This window comes from Cupriavidus sp. FW216-B1, from assembly GCF_058789195.1.
Genome location: NZ_JBYTEL010000006.1, coordinates 227,466 through 248,083 on the forward strand (window position 1 = coordinate 227,466; position 20,618 = coordinate 248,083).

At 71.5% G+C, this 20,618-nt stretch carries 16 protein-coding genes; 12 read left to right on the top strand and 4 right to left on the bottom strand.

Annotation, left to right across the window (positions count from 1 at the left end; genetic code table 11):
• The first annotated feature begins 59 nt into the window (after positions 1 to 59).
• Together AC3WXD_RS15505 and AC3WXD_RS15510 are read left to right on the top strand one after the other, a co-directional pair.
• Positions 60 to 713, top strand: coding sequence for an RNA polymerase sigma factor (locus tag AC3WXD_RS15505; protein WP_020206026.1), 654 nt, complete (start codon positions 60 to 62; stop codon positions 711 to 713).
• On the top strand, positions 710 to 1,570 hold the full coding sequence (locus AC3WXD_RS15510; RefSeq protein WP_492324109.1) for an anti-sigma factor family protein: 861 nt from the start codon (positions 710 to 712) through the stop codon (positions 1,568 to 1,570). Before AC3WXD_RS15505 ends, AC3WXD_RS15510 begins: the two co-directional genes overlap by 4 nt.
• An 18-nt stretch (positions 1,571 to 1,588) precedes the next feature.
• Here AC3WXD_RS15510 and AC3WXD_RS15515 read toward each other — a convergent pair whose 3' ends face one another.
• The gene (locus AC3WXD_RS15515) at positions 1,589 to 3,862 is read right to left on the bottom strand and encodes a xanthine dehydrogenase family protein molybdopterin-binding subunit (RefSeq protein WP_492324110.1); all 2,274 of its coding nucleotides are present in this window, start codon (positions 3,860 to 3,862) and stop codon (positions 1,589 to 1,591) included.
• Positions 3,863 to 3,872: 10 nt separating this feature from the next.
• Entirely contained in the window at positions 3,873 to 4,331 is a 459-nt protein-coding gene (locus AC3WXD_RS15520) for a (2Fe-2S)-binding protein (protein WP_492324111.1), read from the bottom strand.
• Between the two features lie 315 nt (positions 4,332 to 4,646).
• Here AC3WXD_RS15520 and AC3WXD_RS15525 point away from each other — a divergent pair, with 315 nt between their 5' ends.
• From AC3WXD_RS15525 to AC3WXD_RS15565, 9 genes are all read left to right on the top strand, one after another.
• Complete coding sequence (locus AC3WXD_RS15525) at positions 4,647 to 6,632, top strand: TonB-dependent receptor plug domain-containing protein (protein WP_059410708.1); 1,986 nt, start codon at positions 4,647 to 4,649, stop codon at positions 6,630 to 6,632.
• A 27-nt stretch (positions 6,633 to 6,659) separates the two neighbouring features.
• Positions 6,660 to 7,997, top strand: a complete 1,338-nt coding sequence (locus AC3WXD_RS15530; protein WP_492324112.1) for an HmuY family protein — start codon at positions 6,660 to 6,662, stop codon at positions 7,995 to 7,997.
• Positions 7,998 to 8,019: 22 nt separating this feature from the next.
• Positions 8,020 to 9,054, top strand: a complete 1,035-nt coding sequence (locus AC3WXD_RS15535) for a hemin-degrading factor (protein ID WP_492324113.1) — start codon at positions 8,020 to 8,022, stop codon at positions 9,052 to 9,054.
• Between the two features lie 20 nt (positions 9,055 to 9,074).
• Positions 9,075 to 9,914 (top strand): heme/hemin ABC transporter substrate-binding protein, encoded by an 840-nt coding sequence (locus AC3WXD_RS15540; protein WP_020206019.1) that lies wholly within the window; start codon positions 9,075 to 9,077, stop codon positions 9,912 to 9,914.
• On the top strand, positions 9,914 to 10,903 hold the full coding sequence (locus AC3WXD_RS15545; protein WP_492324114.1) for a FecCD family ABC transporter permease: 990 nt from the start codon (positions 9,914 to 9,916) through the stop codon (positions 10,901 to 10,903). The genes AC3WXD_RS15540 and AC3WXD_RS15545 overlap by 1 nt, the downstream gene beginning before the upstream one ends.
• A 1-nt stretch (position 10,904) precedes the next feature.
• Entirely contained in the window at positions 10,905 to 11,690 is a 786-nt protein-coding gene (locus tag AC3WXD_RS15550; RefSeq protein ID WP_020206017.1) for a heme ABC transporter ATP-binding protein, read from the top strand.
• A gap of 66 nt (positions 11,691 to 11,756) precedes the next feature.
• Complete coding sequence (locus tag AC3WXD_RS15555; protein WP_492324115.1) at positions 11,757 to 12,347, top strand: A24 family peptidase; 591 nt, start codon at positions 11,757 to 11,759, stop codon at positions 12,345 to 12,347.
• An 83-nt stretch (positions 12,348 to 12,430) separates the two neighbouring features.
• Positions 12,431 to 12,946 (top strand): hypothetical protein, encoded by a 516-nt coding sequence (locus tag AC3WXD_RS15560; RefSeq protein WP_492324116.1) that lies wholly within the window; start codon positions 12,431 to 12,433, stop codon positions 12,944 to 12,946.
• Positions 12,947 to 13,152: 206 nt separating this feature from the next.
• Positions 13,153 to 13,743 carry a biliverdin-producing heme oxygenase gene (locus AC3WXD_RS15565; protein ID WP_492324117.1) on the top strand — a complete coding sequence of 197 codons (591 nt, stop codon included), beginning with the start codon at positions 13,153 to 13,155 and terminating at the stop codon, positions 13,741 to 13,743.
• Positions 13,744 to 13,898: 155 nt separating this feature from the next.
• On the opposite strand, the gene AC3WXD_RS15570 is transcribed toward AC3WXD_RS15565, so the two are convergent.
• Both AC3WXD_RS15570 and AC3WXD_RS15575 read right to left on the bottom strand, forming a co-directional pair.
• Positions 13,899 to 15,347: a sensor histidine kinase gene (locus AC3WXD_RS15570; RefSeq protein ID WP_492324118.1), complete on the bottom strand. Its 1,449-nt coding sequence runs from the start codon at positions 15,345 to 15,347 to the stop codon at positions 13,899 to 13,901.
• On the bottom strand, positions 15,334 to 16,002 hold the full coding sequence (locus AC3WXD_RS15575) for a response regulator transcription factor (RefSeq protein WP_029044243.1): 669 nt from the start codon (positions 16,000 to 16,002) through the stop codon (positions 15,334 to 15,336). Before AC3WXD_RS15575 ends, AC3WXD_RS15570 begins: the two co-directional genes overlap by 14 nt.
• A gap of 948 nt (positions 16,003 to 16,950) precedes the next feature.
• Between AC3WXD_RS15575 and AC3WXD_RS15580 the strand changes: the two genes are divergently transcribed.
• Positions 16,951 to 20,340 carry a diguanylate cyclase gene (locus AC3WXD_RS15580; protein ID WP_492324119.1) on the top strand — a complete coding sequence of 1,130 codons (3,390 nt, stop codon included), beginning with the start codon at positions 16,951 to 16,953 and terminating at the stop codon, positions 20,338 to 20,340.
• The last annotated feature ends 278 nt before the right edge of the window (positions 20,341 to 20,618 follow it).

Genomic DNA, 20,618 nt, shown 5'->3' on the forward strand with positions numbered 1-20,618 from the left:
CCTCCCCCTCCCCCCCCCCCCCCCCCCCCCCCCCCCCCCCGCCCAGCCAAAGGAGTGACGTGGACGCTGCCGACCGGCGCCGCCGATTCGACGAACTCGTGCTGCCGCATCTCGATGCCGCCTACAACCTGGCGCGCTGGCTCTCGGGCAGCGCCACGGAGGCCGACGACGTGGTGCAGGAGGCCTGCCTGCGCGCGCTGTGCTTCTTCGACAGCTTCCGCGGCGACCAGCCGCGCGCGTGGCTGCTGGCGATCGTGCGCAATACCTGGTTTACCGCGTGGCGCAAGCGCCAGCAGCCGGGCGAAGGCGCCAGCGCCGGCTACGACGACGCGCATTTCGACGGCGCCGCGCTGCCCGGCTGGCAGGACGGCCACGGCGACAGCCCCGAGCAATGGCTGCTGCGCGCCGAGGACGTGCGCCTGCTGCACGTGGCGCTGGCGCGCCTGCCGCTGGCGTTCCGCGAGGTGCTGGTGCTGCGCGAGCTGGAGGACCTGCCCTACCGCGACATCGCCGCCATTGCCGAGATTCCGCTGGGCACCGTGATGTCGCGCCTGGCGCGCGCGCGCAAGCTGCTGGCGGCGGCGGTGCTGGCGCAGCGCGCGCAGGAAATGCAGGGCGCGCGCGCGGCGGGCGGCGCGGCGCCGGCCACCACGACAGGCAGGAGCGCGGCGGCGCCGCTTCCCGCCGCTTCCCGCCGGGGAGACGGGCCATGAACTGCGATGAGATCGGCATGCTGCTGCAAGCCTGCGCGGACGGCGAATCCGGCGCGGGCGACACGCTGCGCGTGGAGCGCCACCTGGCGCAATGCCCCGAGTGCCGCGCGCGGCTGGCGCGGCTGCGCGAGATGCGTGCCGCGCTGCGCGCGCACGCGCCGTACCACCGCGCCAGTCCGGCGCTGCGCGTGCGGGTGCTGGCCGCGCTCGACGCGGCCCCGGCGGACGGCGCCGCCGCGGCGCGGCCGCGCGGCACGCCGGGCGCCGCCGGCTGGTGGCGCTGGTGGCAACCGCTGCGCCGCCATTTCGCCTGGGGCCCGGCCGCCAATGCCGCGATGGCCGCGGTGACGGTGGCCGCGCTCGGCATCGGCGTGGCGCAGTACGCGCTGCGCGACGCCGCCGAACCGACGGTGGCGCGCGAGGTGGTCAGCAGCCACGTGCGCGCGCTGCTGTCCGGCCACGCCATCGACGTGGCTTCGTCGGACCGCCATACCGTCAAGCCGTGGTTCAACGGCCGGCTCGATTACGCGCCGCCGGTGCGCGACCTCGCCGCGCAGGGCTTCCCGCTGGCCGGCGGGCGGCTCGACTACGTGCATGGCCGCGCGGTGGCGGTGCTGGTGTACCGCGACAGCCAGCATCCCATCGATATGTTCGTGCTGCCGCTGGCCGACGAAAAAAAGGCGGCCGGGGCCGATCCCGCCGCCCTGCCGCCCGCCATCGAATCGCACCAGGGCTACCAGCTGGCCCGCTGGGAAGCGGACGGCATGCACTATGCCGCCGTCACCGATGCTTCCGCCGACGACCTGCTGCGCTTCACCCAGGCCTGGCGCGCGGCCGCGGACGGCCGCGCGCGCTGACCGGGCCGCGCGCGCCGCTCAGGCCAGCACGAACGGCAACTGCCGCTGGCGCTTGCCGGTGAGCGTAAACAGCGCGTTGGCCACCGCCGGGGCGATCGGCGGCACGCCCGGCTCGCCCAGGCCGGTAGGCGGGTCTTCGGAGGGCACGAAGAACACGTCCACCGGCGGCGCGTCGGGCATGCGCACGGGCGGATAGTCGGGGAAATTGCTGTTCTTCACCACGCCGTTCTCGATCTCGATGGCGAAGCCCGGCCGCAGCGCGGCCAGCCCGAAGATGCACGCGCCCTGGACCTGCGCCTCGGCGGACATCGGGTTGACCACGCGGTTGGCATGCACGCCGGCCGTGACGCGATGCACGCGCGGCTCGTTCTTCACCAGCGACACCTCCGCCACGTAGGCCACCACGGTGCCGAACGACTCGTGCACGGCCACGCCCCAGGCCTGGCCCTTGGGCAGGCGCCGCTTGCCGTAGCCGGATTTCTGCACCGCCAGCTGCAGCGCCGCGCGGTGGCGCGCGTGCTTGGCCTCGTCGAGGCGCGCGAGCCGGAACGCCACCGGGTCCTGGCGCGCGCCCGCCGCGATCTCGTCGATCAGGGTCTCCTTGACGAAGGCGGTGTGCGTGTTGCCCACCGAGCGCCACCACAGCACCGGCACGTCCACCTGCGGGTGGTGCGCGCTCAGGCGCAGCGGAAAGCCGTAGTCGTTCTCGGCGATGCCCTCGACCATCGTGCCGTCGACGCCGCCCTTGACCGCGAAGGCCTCGAACGGCGTGCCGGCGAGGATCGACTGCCCGACGATGGTGTGGTCCCACGCCACCACCTGCCCGCGGGCATCGGTGCCGATGCGGGCGTGATGCAGGTGCAGCGGGCGGTAGTAGCCGCCGCGGATGTCGTCCTCGCGGCTCCACATCACCTTGAGCGGCTCGGCATGGCCGTTCCGGATCCAGGCCTGCAGCACGTTGGCGGCCTCGACCACGTAGTCGGAGGTGGGCACCGCGCGCCGGCCGAAACCGCCGCCCGCCATCATGGTGCTGAGCGTGACCTGCTCGGGCTTGAGCCCCAGCGTGCGCGCGATGGCGGCCTGGTCCACGGTCTGGAACTGCGAGCCGACCCAGACCTTGACCGAGCGCACCGTCTTGCCCGACAGCTCGGCCTGCATGGTGCAGTTCAGCGGCTCCATCGGCGCGTGGGCGAGATAGGGAAACTCGTAATAGGCGTCGATGGTGCGCGCCGCGCCCGCGAGCGCGCCGACGTCGCCCGCCACCGCCACCGCGCCGGGCTGCGCGGCGAGCTTGCGGTAGTCGGCGAACAGGTCCTTGGACGTGACCTTCGAGCCGGCGTCTTCCCACACGATCTCGAGCGCGTCGCGCCCCTGCCTGGCGGGCCAGTAGCCGTCGGCCACCACCGCCACGCCGGTGCCGCCGCGGTCCACCGGCACCAGCATGACGTCGGCCACGCCCTTGATCGCGCGCGCCTTGTCGGCATTGAACGATTTCACCTTGCCGCCGAAGCGCGGCGGGCGCGCCACCAGCGCCACCTTCATGCCTTCGAGGCGGGTGTCGATGCCGAACGCGGTGGTGGATTCCAGCTTGCCGCGCGCGTCCAGGCGCGGCGTGGGCTTGCCGATGATCCTGAACTGCGCGGGGTCCTTCAGCGCCACCTGCTGCGGCACCGGCAGCGCCATCGCCGCCTGCGCCAGCTCGCCGTAGGTGGCGCGGTGGCTGCCGGAAGTCACCACGCCGAGCGCCACCTGGCAGCTGGCGGGATCGACCTGCCACTGCCTGGCCGCCGCGGCCACCAGCATGGCGCGGGCGCGCGCGCCGAGCTCGCGGTATTGCTGGAAGGAATGGTTGAGTGCGGAGGAGCCGCCCGTCATCTGCATGCCGAAGGCGGGGTCCTTGTAGGCGTCGCCGGCGGGCGCCAGCGTGGCGCGCACGTTGCGCCAGTCCACGTCGAGCTCCTCGGCCAGCGCCATCGGCAGCGCGGTATGCACGCCCTGGCCGAATTCGAGGCGGTTCACCGCCACCGTGACCGTGTTGTCCGGCGCGATCAGCACGAAGGCCTGCGGCGCGGAGGGCGGCGCCTTGGGCGCGCCGCCTTCCTGCGCCTGCGCGGCGGACAGCGGCAGCACGCCGAGCGCCAGGCCGCCGCCGGCAAACCCGGCGAGCTTGAGGAAACTGCGGCGGCCGAGCGTGGCCGGGGATTCGGCGGCGGCGGCGGCATCGACGGTGCCGGCGACTGCGTCCGTGCGCCAGCCGTTGCCGACCAGCGCTTCGAGATTCTGGATTCGCATGATGGTCTCCCTATGCCAGCGCGCGCGCCGCATCCTTGATGGCGGCGCGGATGCGCTGGTAGGTGCCGCAGCGGCACACGTTGCCCGCCATCGCCTGGTCGATGTCGGCGTCGGTCGGGTGCTTCTTGTTGCGCAGCAGCCCTGTCGCGCTCATGACCTGGCCGTTCTGGCAGTAGCCGCACTGGGCCACGTCATGCTTGATCCAGGCGTCGAGCACCGCGCGCCCGATCTTGTCGCCGGCCACGCCTTCGATGGTGGTGATGCGCACGCCCTGCGCCGCCGAAACCGGCGTGACGCAACTGCGCGTGGGCTGGCCGTTTACGTGCACCGTGCACGCGCCGCACGAGGCGATGCCGCAGCCGAACTTGGTGCCGGTCATGCCGAGGCTGTCCCGCAGCGCCCACAGCAGCGGCGTGGAGGGGTCGACGTCGACCTGCAATGGCTTGCCATTGATGTCTAGGGTGGTCATTGGGGGGAACTCCTTGGGTCTGTTTGCCCTGGTCCGCGCAAGGCGCGGCCGGCCGGCGGCACCGTCCACCGCCCGGTGGGCGCGCGCCGCAAAGCCCCCTGAGGATAGTGCAAAAGCCGCGCACGTGCCGTACGCCGCACCGGAGCGGCGCGGCCGGGCACGCACCTTCTTTTGCAGGGCCATGCCGGCCTGCGCCGGGGAAACAGCGCTGGTGAAACTGCATTAAGCAATCTTAACGGAAGATGCAGACGAGAATCATTATCATTCTGCATCCCTTTGTATCTACCGGATCTGTCGCGGCCGGTTCCGCCCCCCATGCGTCTGAAATACCTTGCCGTCGTCGCCAGCACCCTACTTTCCGCTACGCCGCACGCGCGGGCGCAACAGGCCGCGCCGGGAGACCCGCTGCCGACGGTGGTCGTCACTGGCACCCGCAGCGAGAAGACGCTGGACGAGACGCCGATCCGCACCGAGGTGGTGGACCACCAGGAAATCGAGCGCACCCATGCGCGCACGCTCAAGGACGCGCTGGAGAACGTGCCCGGCCTGCAGCTGCGCGAGATCCACGGCAAGTCGGGTTATGAAGTCACGCTGCAGGGCATGACCAGCGACCAGGTGCTGATCCTGATCGACGGCCTGCCCATCACGGCCAGCACCGGCTCGACGGTCGACGTCTCGCAATACCTGCTCACCGAGGTCGACCACGTCGAAGTGGTCAAGGGCGCCAGCTCGGCCCAGTACGGCAGCTCGGCGATGGGCGGCGTCATCAACGTGATCACGCGGCCGGTCGCCAAGGGCCTCTCGGGCGCGGTCACCGCCGATACCGGCACCTACGGCGGCCAGAACGCCGACGGTTCGCCTGGCGTGCTGCATGGCAATGTCCGGGTCGAGGGCGGCACCGAGCAGTTCCGGGCGCGCATCAGCGCGGACGCGCTGGACAACAAGGGCTACGCCGTCGACGCGGACGACTGGACGCGCCACGGCGACAAGGTCCGCCGCGGGCAATACGCGGGCCGGCTCGAATGGCTCCCCACCGCGACGGGCAAGTTCTGGCTCGACGCCAGCGCCTACCGCGAGACGGACGAGCAGCGCTACCAGTACTACGCGCCGCCGAACTACGTGCCGCAGCGCAAGACCGAGGACATCGACCGCAACCGCTACACCTATGGCGGGCAATGGGGATTCGCCAACGGCGTGCGCGCCCGGCTGGCCGGCGTGCACGAGACCTACGACAGCACCTCCCGCGAATACTCGAACGGCTTCCAGACCGCCACGCGCGATTCCTCGCAGCAGACCGACCATGTCTCCGCCCAGTTCGACATGCCGGCGTGGTACCGCCAGCTCTGGCAGTTTGGCGGCGACTTCCACCGCGAGACGCTGAACCAGAACGTCAACGGGGCGTCGGAGCTGACCGGCGCCGGCAGCGCCGAGCGCCACGCGGGCGAGCTCTACGTGCAGAACGACATCCTGTTCAACGACACCTGGGAAATGATCGTCGGGCTGCGCGGCCAGCACGATTCCGACTTCGGCAGCCACTTCGCGCCCAAGGTGGGCCTGCGCGCCAACCTGCTCTCCAGCGACACCTGGAAAGGCGTGCTGCGCGCCAACTATGGCCAGGGCTACCGCGTGCCCAACCTCAAGGAACGCCACTACCTGTTCGACCACAGCTCGCTGGGCTACATGGTGCTGGGCAACCCGGACCTGAAGCCGGAGTCGTCGAACAGCTTCCAGTTCGGCGGCCAGCTCACCTGGCGCGAGCGCGTGACGCTCGATGCCAACCTGTTCTACAACCGCGTCACGGACCTGATCCAGACCGACATGACCAACTTCTCGATGGTCAACGGCATCGCGGTCTATACGTACCGGAACGTGGCGCGCGCCCGGACGCAGGGCGCCGAGACGTCGCTGCGCTGGCGCGCCACGAACCAGCTCAACCTGACGGCGGCCTACACCTTCACCGACACCGAAGACCTCAACACCGGCACCGAGCTGACCCGCCGGCCCCGCCACATGGGCCGCGCGGGCATCGACTGGCGCGTCTTTCCGTCCACCGAGCTGTCGACCCGCGCGCGCTTCCAGAGCAGCGAGCTGACCGACTCCGCCGCCGCCGCGCGCTCGCCGGGCTGGGCCACGCTCGACCTCGTGCTGAACCAGAAGATCGGCCGCAGCGTCACCGCATTCGCCGGCGTCAACAACCTCTTCAATCGTCAACGCGATTTCGCGAATGCCAGTGACTTCGGGCCTGTGGCGGGGCGCTTTATCTACCTGGGCGCGCGGTTCAACGTCGACGTCGCCCGCTAACAAGAAATCAATGGGGAAACACGCATCATGATGAATGACACACTCTCTCTGCGCCGCCGGCTGCCCGGCGCGCTCGGCACGATCACGCTCGCCCTGGCGCTGGCCGCCTGCGGCGGCGGCGACGACGGCGGCACCACCACCGGCGGCACCGGCGGCACGGGGGGCAACGGCACCACGGGCGGCGGCACCACCACCCCGCCCGCCACGACCACGGCATTCACGCAGTCGGCCGAATGGACCTTCGCGCTGCCGGCGGCCAGCGCGTCGCTCTGCTACGACTTCAACACCAAGGCGGAGACGGCCTGCACCGGCACCGCGTGGGACCTGAAGGTCAAGACCGACACGGGCGGGCGCACCGCCACGCTGTGGACGAACAGCGGCACCACCGGCACGGGCAACGGCGGCGCCTTCGGCAGCCCCTTCGACCACACCTGGACCGCGCTGACGGCGTGGAAGAACGCGACCATCGACCCGGTCAACGGCGCCCTGCCCGCCGCGGTGTTCCTGAAGGATTCGGCCAGCGGCGTGTTCGCGGGCAGCAACGACATCGGTTCGGCCGTGTTCGAGTACGGCGTGACCGGCGCGGCCACCGACCACTCGCTGTATCCCACCTTCCGCACGTTCCTGATCACCACCAACAGCGCGCTGCCCGATACCACCGGCACCGTGGCGGCGCCCGTGTTCGCGCTGCAGATCACCGGCTACTACGGCGGCCCGGGCGGCACCACCTCCGGCTATCCGAGCTTCCGCTTCGTCGACCGCAGCGCCCCGGGCACCGTGTACACGGCGACGGTCAACGCCTCGGCCGACTGGGTCTACTACGATCTGGTCAACCGCGTGGAAACCACGGCCACGGGTCCGTGGCACATCGCGTTCAACCGCTACAACGTCAAGCTCAACGGCGGCGAATCGGGCACCGGCACGGTGGCCGGCTTCCTGGGCAAGACGCCCGCCGGGTTCTATGACGCGTCGAACAAGCCCGTGGCATCGGCGTTCACCAACGTCAACAGCGTGACCACCACGCTGGCGGACCTGACCGCCGCCGACATGAGCCTGCCCACCGCGGCCAGCCAGTGGAAGAAGGATGCGACGGCATCGCTGCTCAATCCCACCTACACCGGCGCCTACCCGAACCCGCTGAACTACGGCTGGTACTCGTATTTCCCGACCGCCGCCGCGGCCGCGGCGAACGGCCTGCCGGCGGTGGCCCACCTGATCAGCGCCAATCCGGACGCCGGCGGCCTGATCCGCGGCGGCGAGGGTGCCACGTATGCGCGCTTCCACCTGACGAAGATCGCCTACGCCGACCCGAACTCGAACAGCAGCCAGCAGACCTGGACGATCAACTTCGACGTCCAGCCCTGAACCCTCCCGGACCCGCATGGAAATGGAACGACAAAGCATTGACGCGCTGCGCCGGCGGCACCAGGAACTGGCCGCGGCCCAACCGAAACTACGCATCCGGGACCGCGCGCGGCATCTCGGGGTGAGCGAGGCCGAACTCGTCGCCGCGGGCTGCGGCGTGCAGACGCGGCAGCTCGGGGGCACGGCGCAGCAGTTGTTCCGCGACCTCGGCATGCTCGGGCCGGTGATGGCCTTGTCGCGCAACGACCATGCGGTCCACGAGCGGCACGGCCAGTACCAGGGCATCGAAGCCGAGGGGCCCGTCGGCATCGTGCTCGGGCCCGACATCGACCTGCGCATGTTCTTCGGCGCCTGGCGCTACTTCTACGCGGTGACGGAGAACGGCCGCGACAGCGTGCAGTTCTTCGACAAGGCGGGCGAGGCGGTGCACAAGGTCTACCGGACCGATGCCACCGATGCCGCGGCGTGGCAGGCGTATGTCGACCGGCACGCCGTGGACGCGGTGGCGCCGGTGGTGGTCGAGACCATCGCCGCAGTTGCCGAGGCCGACCTGCCCGCCGACGCCGGGGCCATGCGCGAGCACTGGCGCGGCCTCAAGGACACGCACGATTTCTTCGCCATGCTGCGGCAGTTCGGCGTGTCGCGCCTCGGCGCGCTGCGCAGCGCGGGCAGCGACCTGGCGCAGCAGGTGGACGACGCGGCCATCGAGACCGTGCTCGGGCGCGCCGCCGGATCGGGCCTGCCGATCATGTGCTTCGTCGCCAACCGGGGCATCGTGCAGATCCACACGGGGCCGGTGCACAAGCTGGTGCGTACCGGTACGTGGTTCAACGTGCTCGACGACAAGTTCAATCTGCACCTGAACACCGGTGCCGTGGCGTCGAGCTGGGTCGTCAACAAGCCCACGGTGGACGGCTGGGTGACGTCCCTGGAACTGTTCGGCGCCAATGGCGAGCTGATCGCGCAGTTCTTCGGCGAGCGCAAGCCCGGCAAGCCGGAGCTGGGCGCGTGGCGGACACTGCTCCAGTCGCTCTGCCCGGCCGCGCTGGCCGCCTGACGCGCATGCCGGAGTCAACGATGAAACTGCTGCGTTCCGCGCTGCTGCCGCTGCTGTGCGCGGCGGGCATGGCCCAGGCCGCGCCGCCCGCCCGCGTGGTCGGGCTGGGCGGCGCCGTCACCGAAATCATCTACGCGCTGGACGCGGACCGCGCGCTCGTCGGCGCGGATGCGTCGAGCATCTACCCCGCCGCGGCGTCGAAGCTGCCGAAGGTGGGCTACTACCGCACGGTCTCGGTGGAAGGGCTCGCCAGCCTGAAGCCGGACCTCGTGCTGGCTTCCGACCAGACCGGCCCGCCCCAGGCGCTGGAGCAGATCCGCAAGCTCGGCAGCAAGGTCGTGATACTGCCGTCCGCGCCCACGATCGAGGCGCTGGACCAGCGCATCCTCGGCGCGGCCGCGGCGCTGGAAATCCCCGGGCGCGGACAGGCCCTGGTCGAGCGGCTGCACGCCGAACTGCGCGACATCCGCCCCGTCGGCCAGCCGGTGCGCGTGCTGATCGTCAGCAGCCATACCGGCAAGATGCAGGCGGTGGGCAGCGACACCGCCGGCGATGCGATGCTCAGGCTCGCGGGCGCCACCAACGTGCTGGCCGAGCAGACCGGGTTCAAGCCGTTCTCGGCCGAGGCCGCGGCCGCGCTGAAGCCGGACGTGATCGTGACGACCACGATGTCGGTGGGCGCCAGCGGCAGCGCCGACGCCTTCCTGGCCCAGCCGGGCCTCAACGCGACCCCGGCGGCCAGGAACCGGCGCATCGTCGTCATGGACGACCTGCTGCTGCTCGGCTTCGGCCCGCGCCTGCCGGAAGCGCTGCGGCTGCTGCAGGCGGGGCTGACCGCCCGGCAGCCGGCGGCCCGCTGATGCGCGTCCACCGGCCGGGCGTGTTCGCCGCCCTGTGCGTCATGCTGGTATTCACCGCGCTCTGGGCGGCGGCCAGCGGCGCATTGTCGATCCCGCGCGGGCGGCTGCTGCCGCTGCTGTGGTCGTCCACCGCGAGCGGCGACGATGCCATGTGGCGCAACGTGCTGATCGAGGTGCGGCTGCCGCGCATCGTGCTGGCGGTCACGGTCGGCGCCGCGCTGGCCTTGTCGGGAGCGGTCATGCAGGCACTGTTCCGCAATCCGCTGGCCGAGCCGGGCCTGATCGGGATTTCGCTGGGCGGCGCGGCGGGCGCCGTGGCGGCCATCGTGCTGGGCGCCGAGGGCCTGGCCGGCGTCGCGCCCGCGGCGTTCCTGGGCAGCCTTGCCGCCACCGCGCTCGCCTACCGCCTGGGCTCGCGGCGCGCGGGCATGGCCAATCTCCTGCTGGCGGGCATCGCGATCAACGCGATCTGCGCCGCCGTCGTCGGCTTCTTCACGTACCAGGCCAGCGACGTGCAGCTGCGCAACCTCACGTTCTGGAACATGGGCAGCCTCGCCGGCGCGACGTGGCCCATGCTCGCGTGGCTCGTGCCGCTGGTCGGTGTGCTGTGCGCGCTGCTGCTGCGCGACTGGCGCGCCATGAACGCCCTGCTGCTGGGCGAGCGGGAGGCGCAGCACCTGGGCTTCGACCTCAAGCGGCTGCGCCGCCGGCTGATCGTGCTGACGGCGCTGCTGGTGGGGCCCATCGTCGCCGTCACCGGCACGATTTCGTTCATCGGCCTCGTGGTTCCGCACCTGGTGCGCATGCCGCTGGGCGCCGATCACCGCTGGCTGCTGCCGAACACGCTGGCCGGCGGCGCCATCGCCATGACGCTGGCCGACTGGCTTTCCCGCACGGTGGTGATTCCGGCGGAACTGCCGATCGGCATCGTGACGAGTCTCGTGGGCGGGCCGTTCCTGCTCTGGATGCTGACGCGAAAGGGGACATGACGTGCTGGTTGCGCGCAAACTCAGTTGCCACCGCGGCCGGCGCCTGGTGCTGTCCGACATAGACCTGAGCCTGCCCGCGGGCGAAGTGCTCGGCGTGCTCGGCGCGAACGGCGCCGGCAAGAGCACGCTGCTCGGCACGCTGGCCGGCGAGATCGCCGCGCCCGCCGCGGCGGTCACGCTGAACGGCCGCGGCCTGGCGGACTGGTCCGTGCGGGAGCTCGCCCGCACCCGCGCCGTGCTGCCGCAGTCGCCGGGCCTGAGCTTCGACCTCGACGTCACCGAGGTGGTGGCGATGGGCGGCTATCCGTTTCCCGAACTCGATCCCCGCGCCATCCGCGCGCTGATCCGCCGCGCGCTCGGCCTGGCCGACGTGACGCACCTGGCCGCGCGCGACTATCAAAGCCTCTCCGGCGGCGAACAGCAGCGCGTCCAGTTCGCCCGCACGCTGGTGCAGGTGCTGGCCTGCCGCCCGCCGGACGGCTACCGCGCCTTGCTGCTCGACGAGCCGATCTCCAGCCTCGACCCGCGCCACCAGTTGCTGATGCTCGACAGCATCAGGACGCTGAGCCGCACCGATGGCCTGGCGGCGCTGCTCGTGCTCCACGACGTCAACCTCGCCGCGCGCTGGTGCGACCGGCTCCTGCTGCTGGCCGACGGCCGGGCCGTCGCGTATGGCGAGCCCGCCGCGGTGCTCACGGAAAGCCATCTCGCCAGCGTCTACGGCATCGCCGCCAGGGTGATGGCGTCTCCCGTGCACGAAGGCGTGCCGTTCGTCGTCTTCGGTTGACCAACGGCGGGACCAGGACGATTCGCCGTCAGCCGACGCGTTCCCGCCATGTTCAGGAGCCCCCGCATGCCCGCCCGCTTCCCCCATCTGCTGCAAGACGCCATCGCGCTGGTGCCGCCTTCGCTGTCGTTTGCCGCGCTGGTGCTGCCGCCCGCGCTGCTCTGGACGGTGCTGTCGGACCTGCTGTACCGCCGCATCGCCAACCGGCTGGTGCTGGCGCTGCTGGCCGCGTGGACGGTCCACACCGCGTGGATGGTTTTCCAGGACGCGCGGGCGGTGGCCTGGCCGGAGCTCGGGCGCAGCGCGATGGCCGCCGCGATCGTGCTGGTGGTGGGCTACGGACTGTTCGCCATGCGCTGGGTCGGCGCGGGCGACGTGAAGCTGGTGGCGGTGCTCTGCCTCTGGCTGGAGGGCAACGTGTCGACGTTCCTGCTGGTCATGTCGCTGGCCGGCGGCGTGCTGGCACTGGGCATGCCGGTCCTGCGCATGGCCGAGCGGTGCAGCGCGCGGTGCGCCGCGTGGTACGCCAGACAGCCGGGCTCGTGGCTGCGCCGGCCGCCGCCCGCCCCGGCGGCGCTGCACGCCCATGCGCTGCCCGGCATTCCGTACAGCATCGCGATTGCCGCCGGCGCGGCGTTCGTGCTGTTCCTCGGCTGACGCCATGCACGGGTGCCTTCCGACATGGCGCGCCGCCGCCCGCCGCCCCGCGGCAAGGCGGCGGTTGCGCGAGGAGCGCGGCCATGCGTAGCCGTTTCGCACGCCGGCATGGTGGCCGTGGCGCGCTGACCGTCGAGGCCGCGTTCGCGCTGCCCGTCATCATTGCCGGCGCGATGATGTTCACGGAGCTCGGGAACATCGGGCTCGCCATCGTCATGGGCGGCACGGCGCTGGAGCGCGCCATCGGGCAGTTCCGCACCGACCCCGCCGGATCGCTGGAGGCGCGGCAGATGGAGCAGCGCGTGCGCGTGCGCATGGCGGCCACCGGGCATGGCTATCTGCGCGACGGCGACATCGCCACCGTGGCCGTCGAGAGCTTCACCTCGCTCGACACCATCGGCGGCGGCAATGCGGCGCACGGCGCCATCGCCGCCGGCCGGGCCGTGCCGGTCTGGCGCATCACGGTGGAGATCCGCAAGGACTTCATCACGCCGCTGCCGCGCCTGCTGGGCACGAACGGCACCGCGTTCCGCTACCAGTACCAGCAGTTGCTGGGCCACCTGCCCGGGCAGGCGGGCGACGCGCCGGGCGCGCGGTGAACCGGGCGCGCGACGAACGCATCCGGCACGCGCGCGGACTGCGACGCGCGAACTATATGAAGCAAGATTAACGTGTCTTGCGCGGCGCGATCACGTAAAAAGAAGCCTTGCACATGCGTGCCGCCGCGCGCCGCCGCGCCGCGATCGCGCCCGCCATCTGCTATCCGCCATCCGCTATCGCCGTTCAATTCCCGGAACCCTCCCCGATGACCACCTCCACCGAAGTCCGCCCCTCGCTGTCTTCCCGGCTCAAGCATGAGACGGCCGCCCAGCACGAGCGCATGCACACGCTGATGGAAGCCGCCGATCCGTTTGCCAGCCGCGACGGCTATGCCCGTTTCGTTGCCGCGCAGTATCTGTTCCAGCGCGATGTCGAGCACCTGTTCGAGGACGCCGCCGTGCGCGCCGCGGTGCCGGATCTCGACGGCCGCGGCCGCGCCGCCGCGTCGCAGGCCGATCTCGCGGACCTGGAGCGCGAGCTGCCGCAAGCCGATATCGCCAGCGCCGGCGTTGCCATGCCCGAGGCGCTGGGCTGGCTCTACGTCTCCGAAGGCTCGACGCTCGGCGCGGCGTTCCTGTTCAAGGCCGCGCAGGAGAAGCTGGGCCTGTCCGCCGAATTCGGCGCGCGCAACCTCGCCGCCTATCCGCAGGGCCGCGCCGCGGCGTGGCGCAATTTCGTCGCCGCGCTGGACAGCGATGCGCTGGACGCGCGCACGCACGACGCCGTCATCGCGGGCGCCAACGCGGCCTACGACCGCTTTGCGCGCCTGCTTGCGCGCACGTTCGAGACCGCCTGACCCATGCGCGGCAGCCATGTCACGGCGGTGTCGGTCGACGACCGCCGCCGGGTGATCGCCGCCGCGCGGGGCCTGCCGGATGTGGTGGCGTCCCGAGACGCCGGCGCAGCCCCGGCGCGCCGCCTAGCGCGCCATGCCGCCGGCCGCGGCGCGCGTCACGTCCTGAGCGCGCTCTTGAGACCCGTGCGGTCGTTCCAGTGGCGGCGGTCGAGCAGCAGCACCGCCAGCAGCCCGGTCGGGCGGTTTTCCTCCAGCGAGAGCTGCGCGCCGTGGAGCCTGGCGATGGCATTGACCAGCGCCAGGCCAAGTCCGCTGCCCGATTGTGACGATTGCGACGATTGCGACGTGCCGCCCGAGGTGCCGCCCAGGCGGCGGAAGCGCTCCACCGCCTGGCCGCGCAGCGCGGCGGGAATGCCGGGACCGTTGTCCGCCACGCCCAGCGCGATGCCGTCGCCGCGGCGGTGCGCCAGCAGCACCAGCGTCTCGCCGCCGGGCGCGTACTTGATCGCGTTTTCCAGCAGGTTCGACAGCGCCTGGAACAGCAGCGCGCGGTCGCCGTAGAGCTCGCGCCCCGGCTCCGCCTCGATGCGCAGCGCCATGCCCGAGATCGCCACCAGCGGCGCGTAGTATTCGGCCAGGTCGTCGAGCAGCGTGCGCACCTCGAACCATTCGAACGCGTGCTCGCAGCGGCCCGCGTCCACCTCGCCGATGCGCAGCACCGCGCGCACCATGCGCTGGATGCGCTCGCCGTCCTCGAGCGCGCCCAGCACGTCCTCGCGCATGGGGTCGTCCACCTTCTCGGCCAGGTTGGCCAGCCGGTTGTAGATGCGCGTGAGCGGCGTGCGCAGTTCGTGCGCCAGATGGCTGCTGACGCTCTTGACCTCTTCCATGAGCCGGTTCACGCGGTCGAGCACGTGGTTGATGTCCTGCCCGAGCAGGTCGAATTCGTCGCCGTCGGGCCCGCACGGCACCGTCGCGTCGCGCTCCCCGGTCACGTAGCGGCGCAGCGCGCTGCGGATCCGGTCCACCCGGCGCATGCTTTGCACGCTGGTATAGAGCCCGATGGCCAGGCTCGACAGCAGCACCGCGAACAGTCCGGCGCCGGCCATCAGCGGAATCACGCGCAGCCGCTCGCGCATCGGCAGGATGTCGTACCCGCTGAAGAACACGCCGCCGTCCGCCAGCGGCACCTGCACGCCGAACAGCTGCGCGAGCTGGGCGCTGGCGTCGCCCACGGTGACGTTGCGCCACTGCAGCGCGCACGGCGGCTCGCACTGCAGCGCGGCCCTCACCTTCGGGTCGCCGAACAGCAGCGCGCCCGAGGGCGACAGCACGAACGACTTGTTGCCTTCGCGCTCGCGGGTGTCCTCGTGCGCGAGCGCGAACGCCAGCCCCTTGGCTTCGGCGAAATGATGGCTGCGCTCCTGGGCGCGGAGGTCGGCCAGGACCATGTCGCGCACGTGGCTGTGCAGCAGCGCGTCGATCTGGTGGGCGCTCAGCAGTACCGTGCCGACCGCCACCAGCAGGAACAGGAACGCGACCAGCGAGGCGTGGCGGAAAGTGCGGGTCTCGAGCAGGTGGGCAACGCGCTCAGCCCAGGACATAACCGACTGCGCGCACCGTGCGCAGCAGCGAGCGCGGGAAATTCCGGTCGATCTTGCTGCGCAGCTTCGAGACATGGACGTCGATCAGGTTCGTCTGCGGATCGAACTGGTATCCCCAGACCTTTTCCAGCAGCATGGCGCGCGTGACCGTGCGGCCGGCGTTGGTGGCCAGCACCTGCAGCAGCGCGAATTCCTTCTCGGTCAGGTCGATGGCCTGGCCGCTGCGCGACACGCGCCGCTCGCGCCAGTCGATGCACAGGTCCTCGAGCCGGGTGATCCAGTCCGCGTCGCCCGGCAGGGCGCGCCACTTGGCCAGGCCTTCGAGGCGCAGCAGCAGTTCGGTGAAGTCGAACGGTTTTCCGAGGTAGTCGCCGGCGCCGGCGCGCAGCCCTTCGACGCGGTCGCTGGGCTGGTCCACCGCGGAGAGCACCATGACGGGCGGGTGGGGATGATCGGCCAGCGCGCGCAGCACGCCGATGCCGTCGATGCCGGGCAGCATCCGGTCCAGCAGCACGGCGTCGAATGCCTCGGATCCGATCAGCTCGAGCGCCTGTTCGCCGGTGTCGGTCACGCGGCAGTCATGTCCTTTCTGTTGCAGCCTGGCGCTTAGCCACTGGCTGACCCGCTGATCGTCCTCAACAATCAGAACACGCATGACAGTTCCCCCTTCCCAATGCGCGCTTGCCGCGCCAACTGACCCTTCCATCCGGCGGCTCGGATGTCTTATGTACCAGCCACGTGACAATTCTACATGAGACGCATTCGCATTTGTGTGCAAACCACGACAAAACCTAGGGTTAACGTGAGGTTGCCTGGCCCGAATGCGCCGGCCGCGCGTCGCACACGTGGCACGCGCGTGGCGCACACCCCGGGCATCGCCGGCGCGAAGCGGCCCGCGGCTCCCTGCGCCGCCGTCTCTGTCGGCATTATTCAGGAATCGGGCAGCGGCAAGCATTAACTTTGCTTAACGCCGCGCCATCGCGCCGCGCGCGCGGCAGCGCCGTCGGCGCGGACGCGGCGGACGCGGACCGGCCCGGCCGGCCGGGGCTTGCCGCGCGAGCGCCGGCGGGCCGAAGGCGGCGGCGCCGAAGGCGATGGCGCCCCGGGCCGGGACTCGCTTCACGACTCGCTTCACGACCCGCTCCACGACCCGTTGCGCGGCGGCCTCCGTCCGCTCATGTCATCGCTGCGATGCCGGCCCGCGTCTTCGCGACGTCCGTCGGGGTACCCCACATCGGCGGGGAAATACCTGAAACGGCCGCGGGAGGCGGACGGCGGCGCAGCCGCGGGCGAGCGCGGCGCGGACGCGCCGCGGCTGTCTCCGAGCGCTCTCCGGGCGCCCCCGAATCCGCCGCCGGCCGTGCGCCGGCGCGGCCCGCAGCGCCGCCGGGGATGCCGGGAGCCGGCCGGCAAGCGAGGGGGCCATACAGGAAATCGGCGCGGCATGCCAGTCCGAACAGCGCCGGCAGAGTCATTTTTCTCGGCTCGTGCTGCCGCCATATGGACGCTATATTGATCGATTAGGCTGGGCCACGCGTGCAACCTGCGTCAGCCCGGCGGCCATCGCCATTGCAAGTTCTCCTATCCAGATCGCAGACGCGACATGACGCCACAACCGGAAGTCCGTTCCTTGCACACTCCTTCGCCGCGCTGGCAGCGCGCGGTGCTGGCCGCCCTCGGCTTCTTCCTGCTGGCCGTGGCCGGCATCGCCGCGTCGCGCTTTCCGGGCAACGTGGCCATGCTGTGGCTGGCCAATGCGTTCGGCCTCGGCGTGCTGCTGCACCGGCCCCGCCGCGACGCGCCGGTGCTGCTGGGCGGCATGCTGGCCGCGGGCGTGGCGGCCAACGCGGCGATGGGCGACCACCCCGCCATCGCGCTGGCGCTGGCGCTGGGCAACGTGGCCGAGATGGCCTTCTCCGGCTGGCTGGTGCGCGCCATGACCGCCGGCGCCACGCTGACCCGCCCCGGGCCGCTGGCGCGCTTCGGCCTGACGCTGGGCGCGGCCAGCACGCTGGGGCCGGCGGTGGGTGCCACCATCGGCGCGGCCACCGTCGCCACCGCCTACCGCGGCGATTTCGGCGCGGTCTGGTGGACCTGGTGGACGGCCGACGCGATGGGCGTGGTGATGCTGCTGCCGCTGATGGTGTCGATCACGCGCGAGCGCGCCGCCGAGACCTTCGGCCGCGCCGGCCGGCGCCGTTTCGCGGCGCTGCTGCTGCTGTGCCTGGTGGTGGGCGCGGGTGCGCTGCACAAGAGCAACGAGCCGTTCGTGGTGATGGCGCTGCCGCTGGTGCTGGCGGCGCTGCTGACCAACCCGTTCGCCACCGCGCTGCTCACGCTGCTGTCGATCTGCGCCACCACCGCGGCGACGCTGGCCGCGAGCGCCTTCGGCCGCGGCGCGGGCGAGCCCTTCGTGCTGCAGCCGATACAACTGTCGACCGCGCTCATCATGCTGTTCCCGGTCTGCATCGCCTTCCTGCTGGAGCAGAACCGGCGCGACCGCAGCGAGCTGCGCGGCAGCGAGCGGCGCTTCCGCCAGGCGATGGAGCATTCGGCCATCGGCATGGCGCTGGTGGGCCTGGACGGCCGCTGGCTGCAGGTCAACCGCGCCATCTGCGAGCTGTTCGGCTACGAGGCCAGCGAGCTGTTCGAGCTGCCGTTCCCGCTCATCACGCACCCCGACGACCTGGGCCCGGACCTGCACCAGGTCGAGCGCCTGCTGGCCGGCGAGATCGACGCCTACCGCATCGAAAAGCGCTTCCGCCACAAGGACGGCAGCTATCGCTGGGCCCTGCTGGCGGTCTCGCTGGTGCGCGACGAGGACAGCGGCGCGCCGCTGCATTTCATCTCGCAGGTGGAAAGCATCGAGGAGCGCAAGACCGCGCAGCAGAAGCTCGAGGCGCTGACGCGCCGCACCCAGCTCGCGGTGGAAGCGGGCGGCGTGGGGATCTGGGAGTGGGACATCGCCAGCGGCGCGATCGCCTGGGACGCGCGCATGCACGCGCTGCACGGCACCGACCCGGCCGCCGGCGCCCCCGACTTCCAGCGCTGGACCGGCATGGTGCATCCCGACGACATCGAGCGCGCGCGCGCCGAGATGCGCGCCGCGGTGCGCGGCGTGCGCGCCTTCGACACCCAATACCGCATCCAGCACGCGCGCGGCGAGGTGCGCCACATCCGCGCGCTGGCGATGGTGCTGCGCCGCGACGACGGCACCGCGCTGAGCATGATCGGCACCAACTGGGACATCACCGAGCAGCACCGCCTGACCGAGGCGCTGTTCGAGGAGAAGGAGCGCCTGCACATCACGCTGAGCTCGATCGGCGACGCGGTGATCTGCACCGACGCGGCGATGGCCGTGACCTTCATGAACCCGATCGCCGAGCAGCTCACCGGCTGGAGCATCCAGGCCGCCGCCGGCCAGCCGCTGGAGACCGTGTTCCGCATCGTCGACGAGCACAGCAACGAGCCCATCGCCAGCCCGGTGGCGCAGTGCCTGCGCACGCTGCGCCCGGTCTACCTGCAGGACGGCGCGGTGCTGCAGAGCCTGACCGGCGACCGCCACGACGTGCAGGACTCGGCCGCGCCGGTGCGCACCGCCGCGGGCGAGGTGATCGGCGCGGTGCTGGTGTTCCAGGACATCACCAGCGCGCGCGCGCTGCAGCGCGAGCTGGCGCACTCGGCCTCGCACGACGCGCTGACCGGCCTGCCCAACCGCATCTGGTTCGAGAAGCGCCTGCGCGAGGCCTGCGACGCGGCGCGCCTGCAGCAGCAGCACCATGCGCTGTGCTTCATCGACCTGGACCGCTTCAAGATCGTCAACGACACCGCCGGCCACGCCGCCGGCGACGTGCTGCTGCGCGAGCTCGGCCACGTGATCCGCCACCACGTGCGCCCCGACGACCTGCTGGCGCGCCTGGGCGGCGACGAATTCGCGCTGCTGCTCAAGGACTGCTCGGTGGACCAGGCCGAGCGGGTCTGCCAGAAGATCATCGACGCCATCCGCGGCCAGCGCTTCCCGTGGGAGGGGCGCGTCTACGACGTCGGCGCCAGCATCGGCATCACCGCCATCGACAGCGAGACGCCGCCGGTGGGCGAGCTGATGAGCCGCGCCGACGTGGCCTGCTACGCCGCCAAGGCCGCCGGGCGCAGCCGCGTCTCGGTGTACCGCCGCGACGAGAGCGACGCGCAGCGCCACCACCAGGAGCTGCAGGTGGCCGCCGGCATCCACTCGGCGCTCGACGCCAACCGCTTCCGCCTGTTCGCGCAGGAGATCCGCGCGCTGCAGCCGGGCGAGGCCGACCTCCCCGAACTCCACATCGAGATCCTGGTGCGCATGGTGGACGAGCAGGGCAAGCTCATCATGCCCGGCGCCTTCATCCCGGCCGCCGAGCGCTACGACCTGATGGGCCACGTCGACCGCTGGGTGATCCACCACGTGCTGCGCGAATTCGGCGCGCGCCTGGCGGCGGTGCCGGGGCTCTCGGTGGCCGTCAACCTGTCGGCCAATTCGCTGGGCGAGCCGTTCCTGCTGCCCTTCCTGCATGCCGAGCTGCATGAATCGGTGCTGCCGGCCAGCCGCATCCGGCTGGAGATCACCGAGACCGCGCTGATCAACAACATGGCCGCGGCCAGCCGCCTGGTGGCCGAGATGCGCAGCGCCGGCTGCACCGTGGCGCTGGACGACTTCGGCGCGGGCCTGTCGTCGTTCGCGTACCTCAAGCAGTTCCCGGTGGACTACCTCAAGATCGACGGCAGCTTCATCCGCCACCTGGCCGCCAGCGCGGTCGACCGCGAGATCGTCAGCTCGATCAACGACATCGGGCACCGGCTGGGCATCCTCACGGTGGCCGAATCGGTGGAGGACGAACAGACCCTGCACACCCTGCGCGCGATCGGCGTGGACTACGCGCAGGGGTATGTGATCGGGCGGCCGATGCCGCTCGAGGACTTCCTGGAACGCTGCCGCACGGTGCCGGCCGACAACGCCTGACGCGCGCGGCCGCGCGCCCGCTTTCCTCCGGCCACCCCTTCCTTTCCCCCTCCCGGCCATGCGCGCCGGGCGCCATGCTGCGCCCGGCCGCCCTCCGCGCCGTCCGCGCATCCGGAAATCCGAACGCCGATCACCCGCGCTTGCACGGAAATCCGAACCGTGCGCCGGAAGCACTTCTAATTCCCCTTGTTTTTCAGTGACTTAGGCGAGGCCGGCGGGGCCGCCGGCATGGCACGCCTCGTGCGATGTATGCGCCGGCCCGGACGACGATCCGGGCC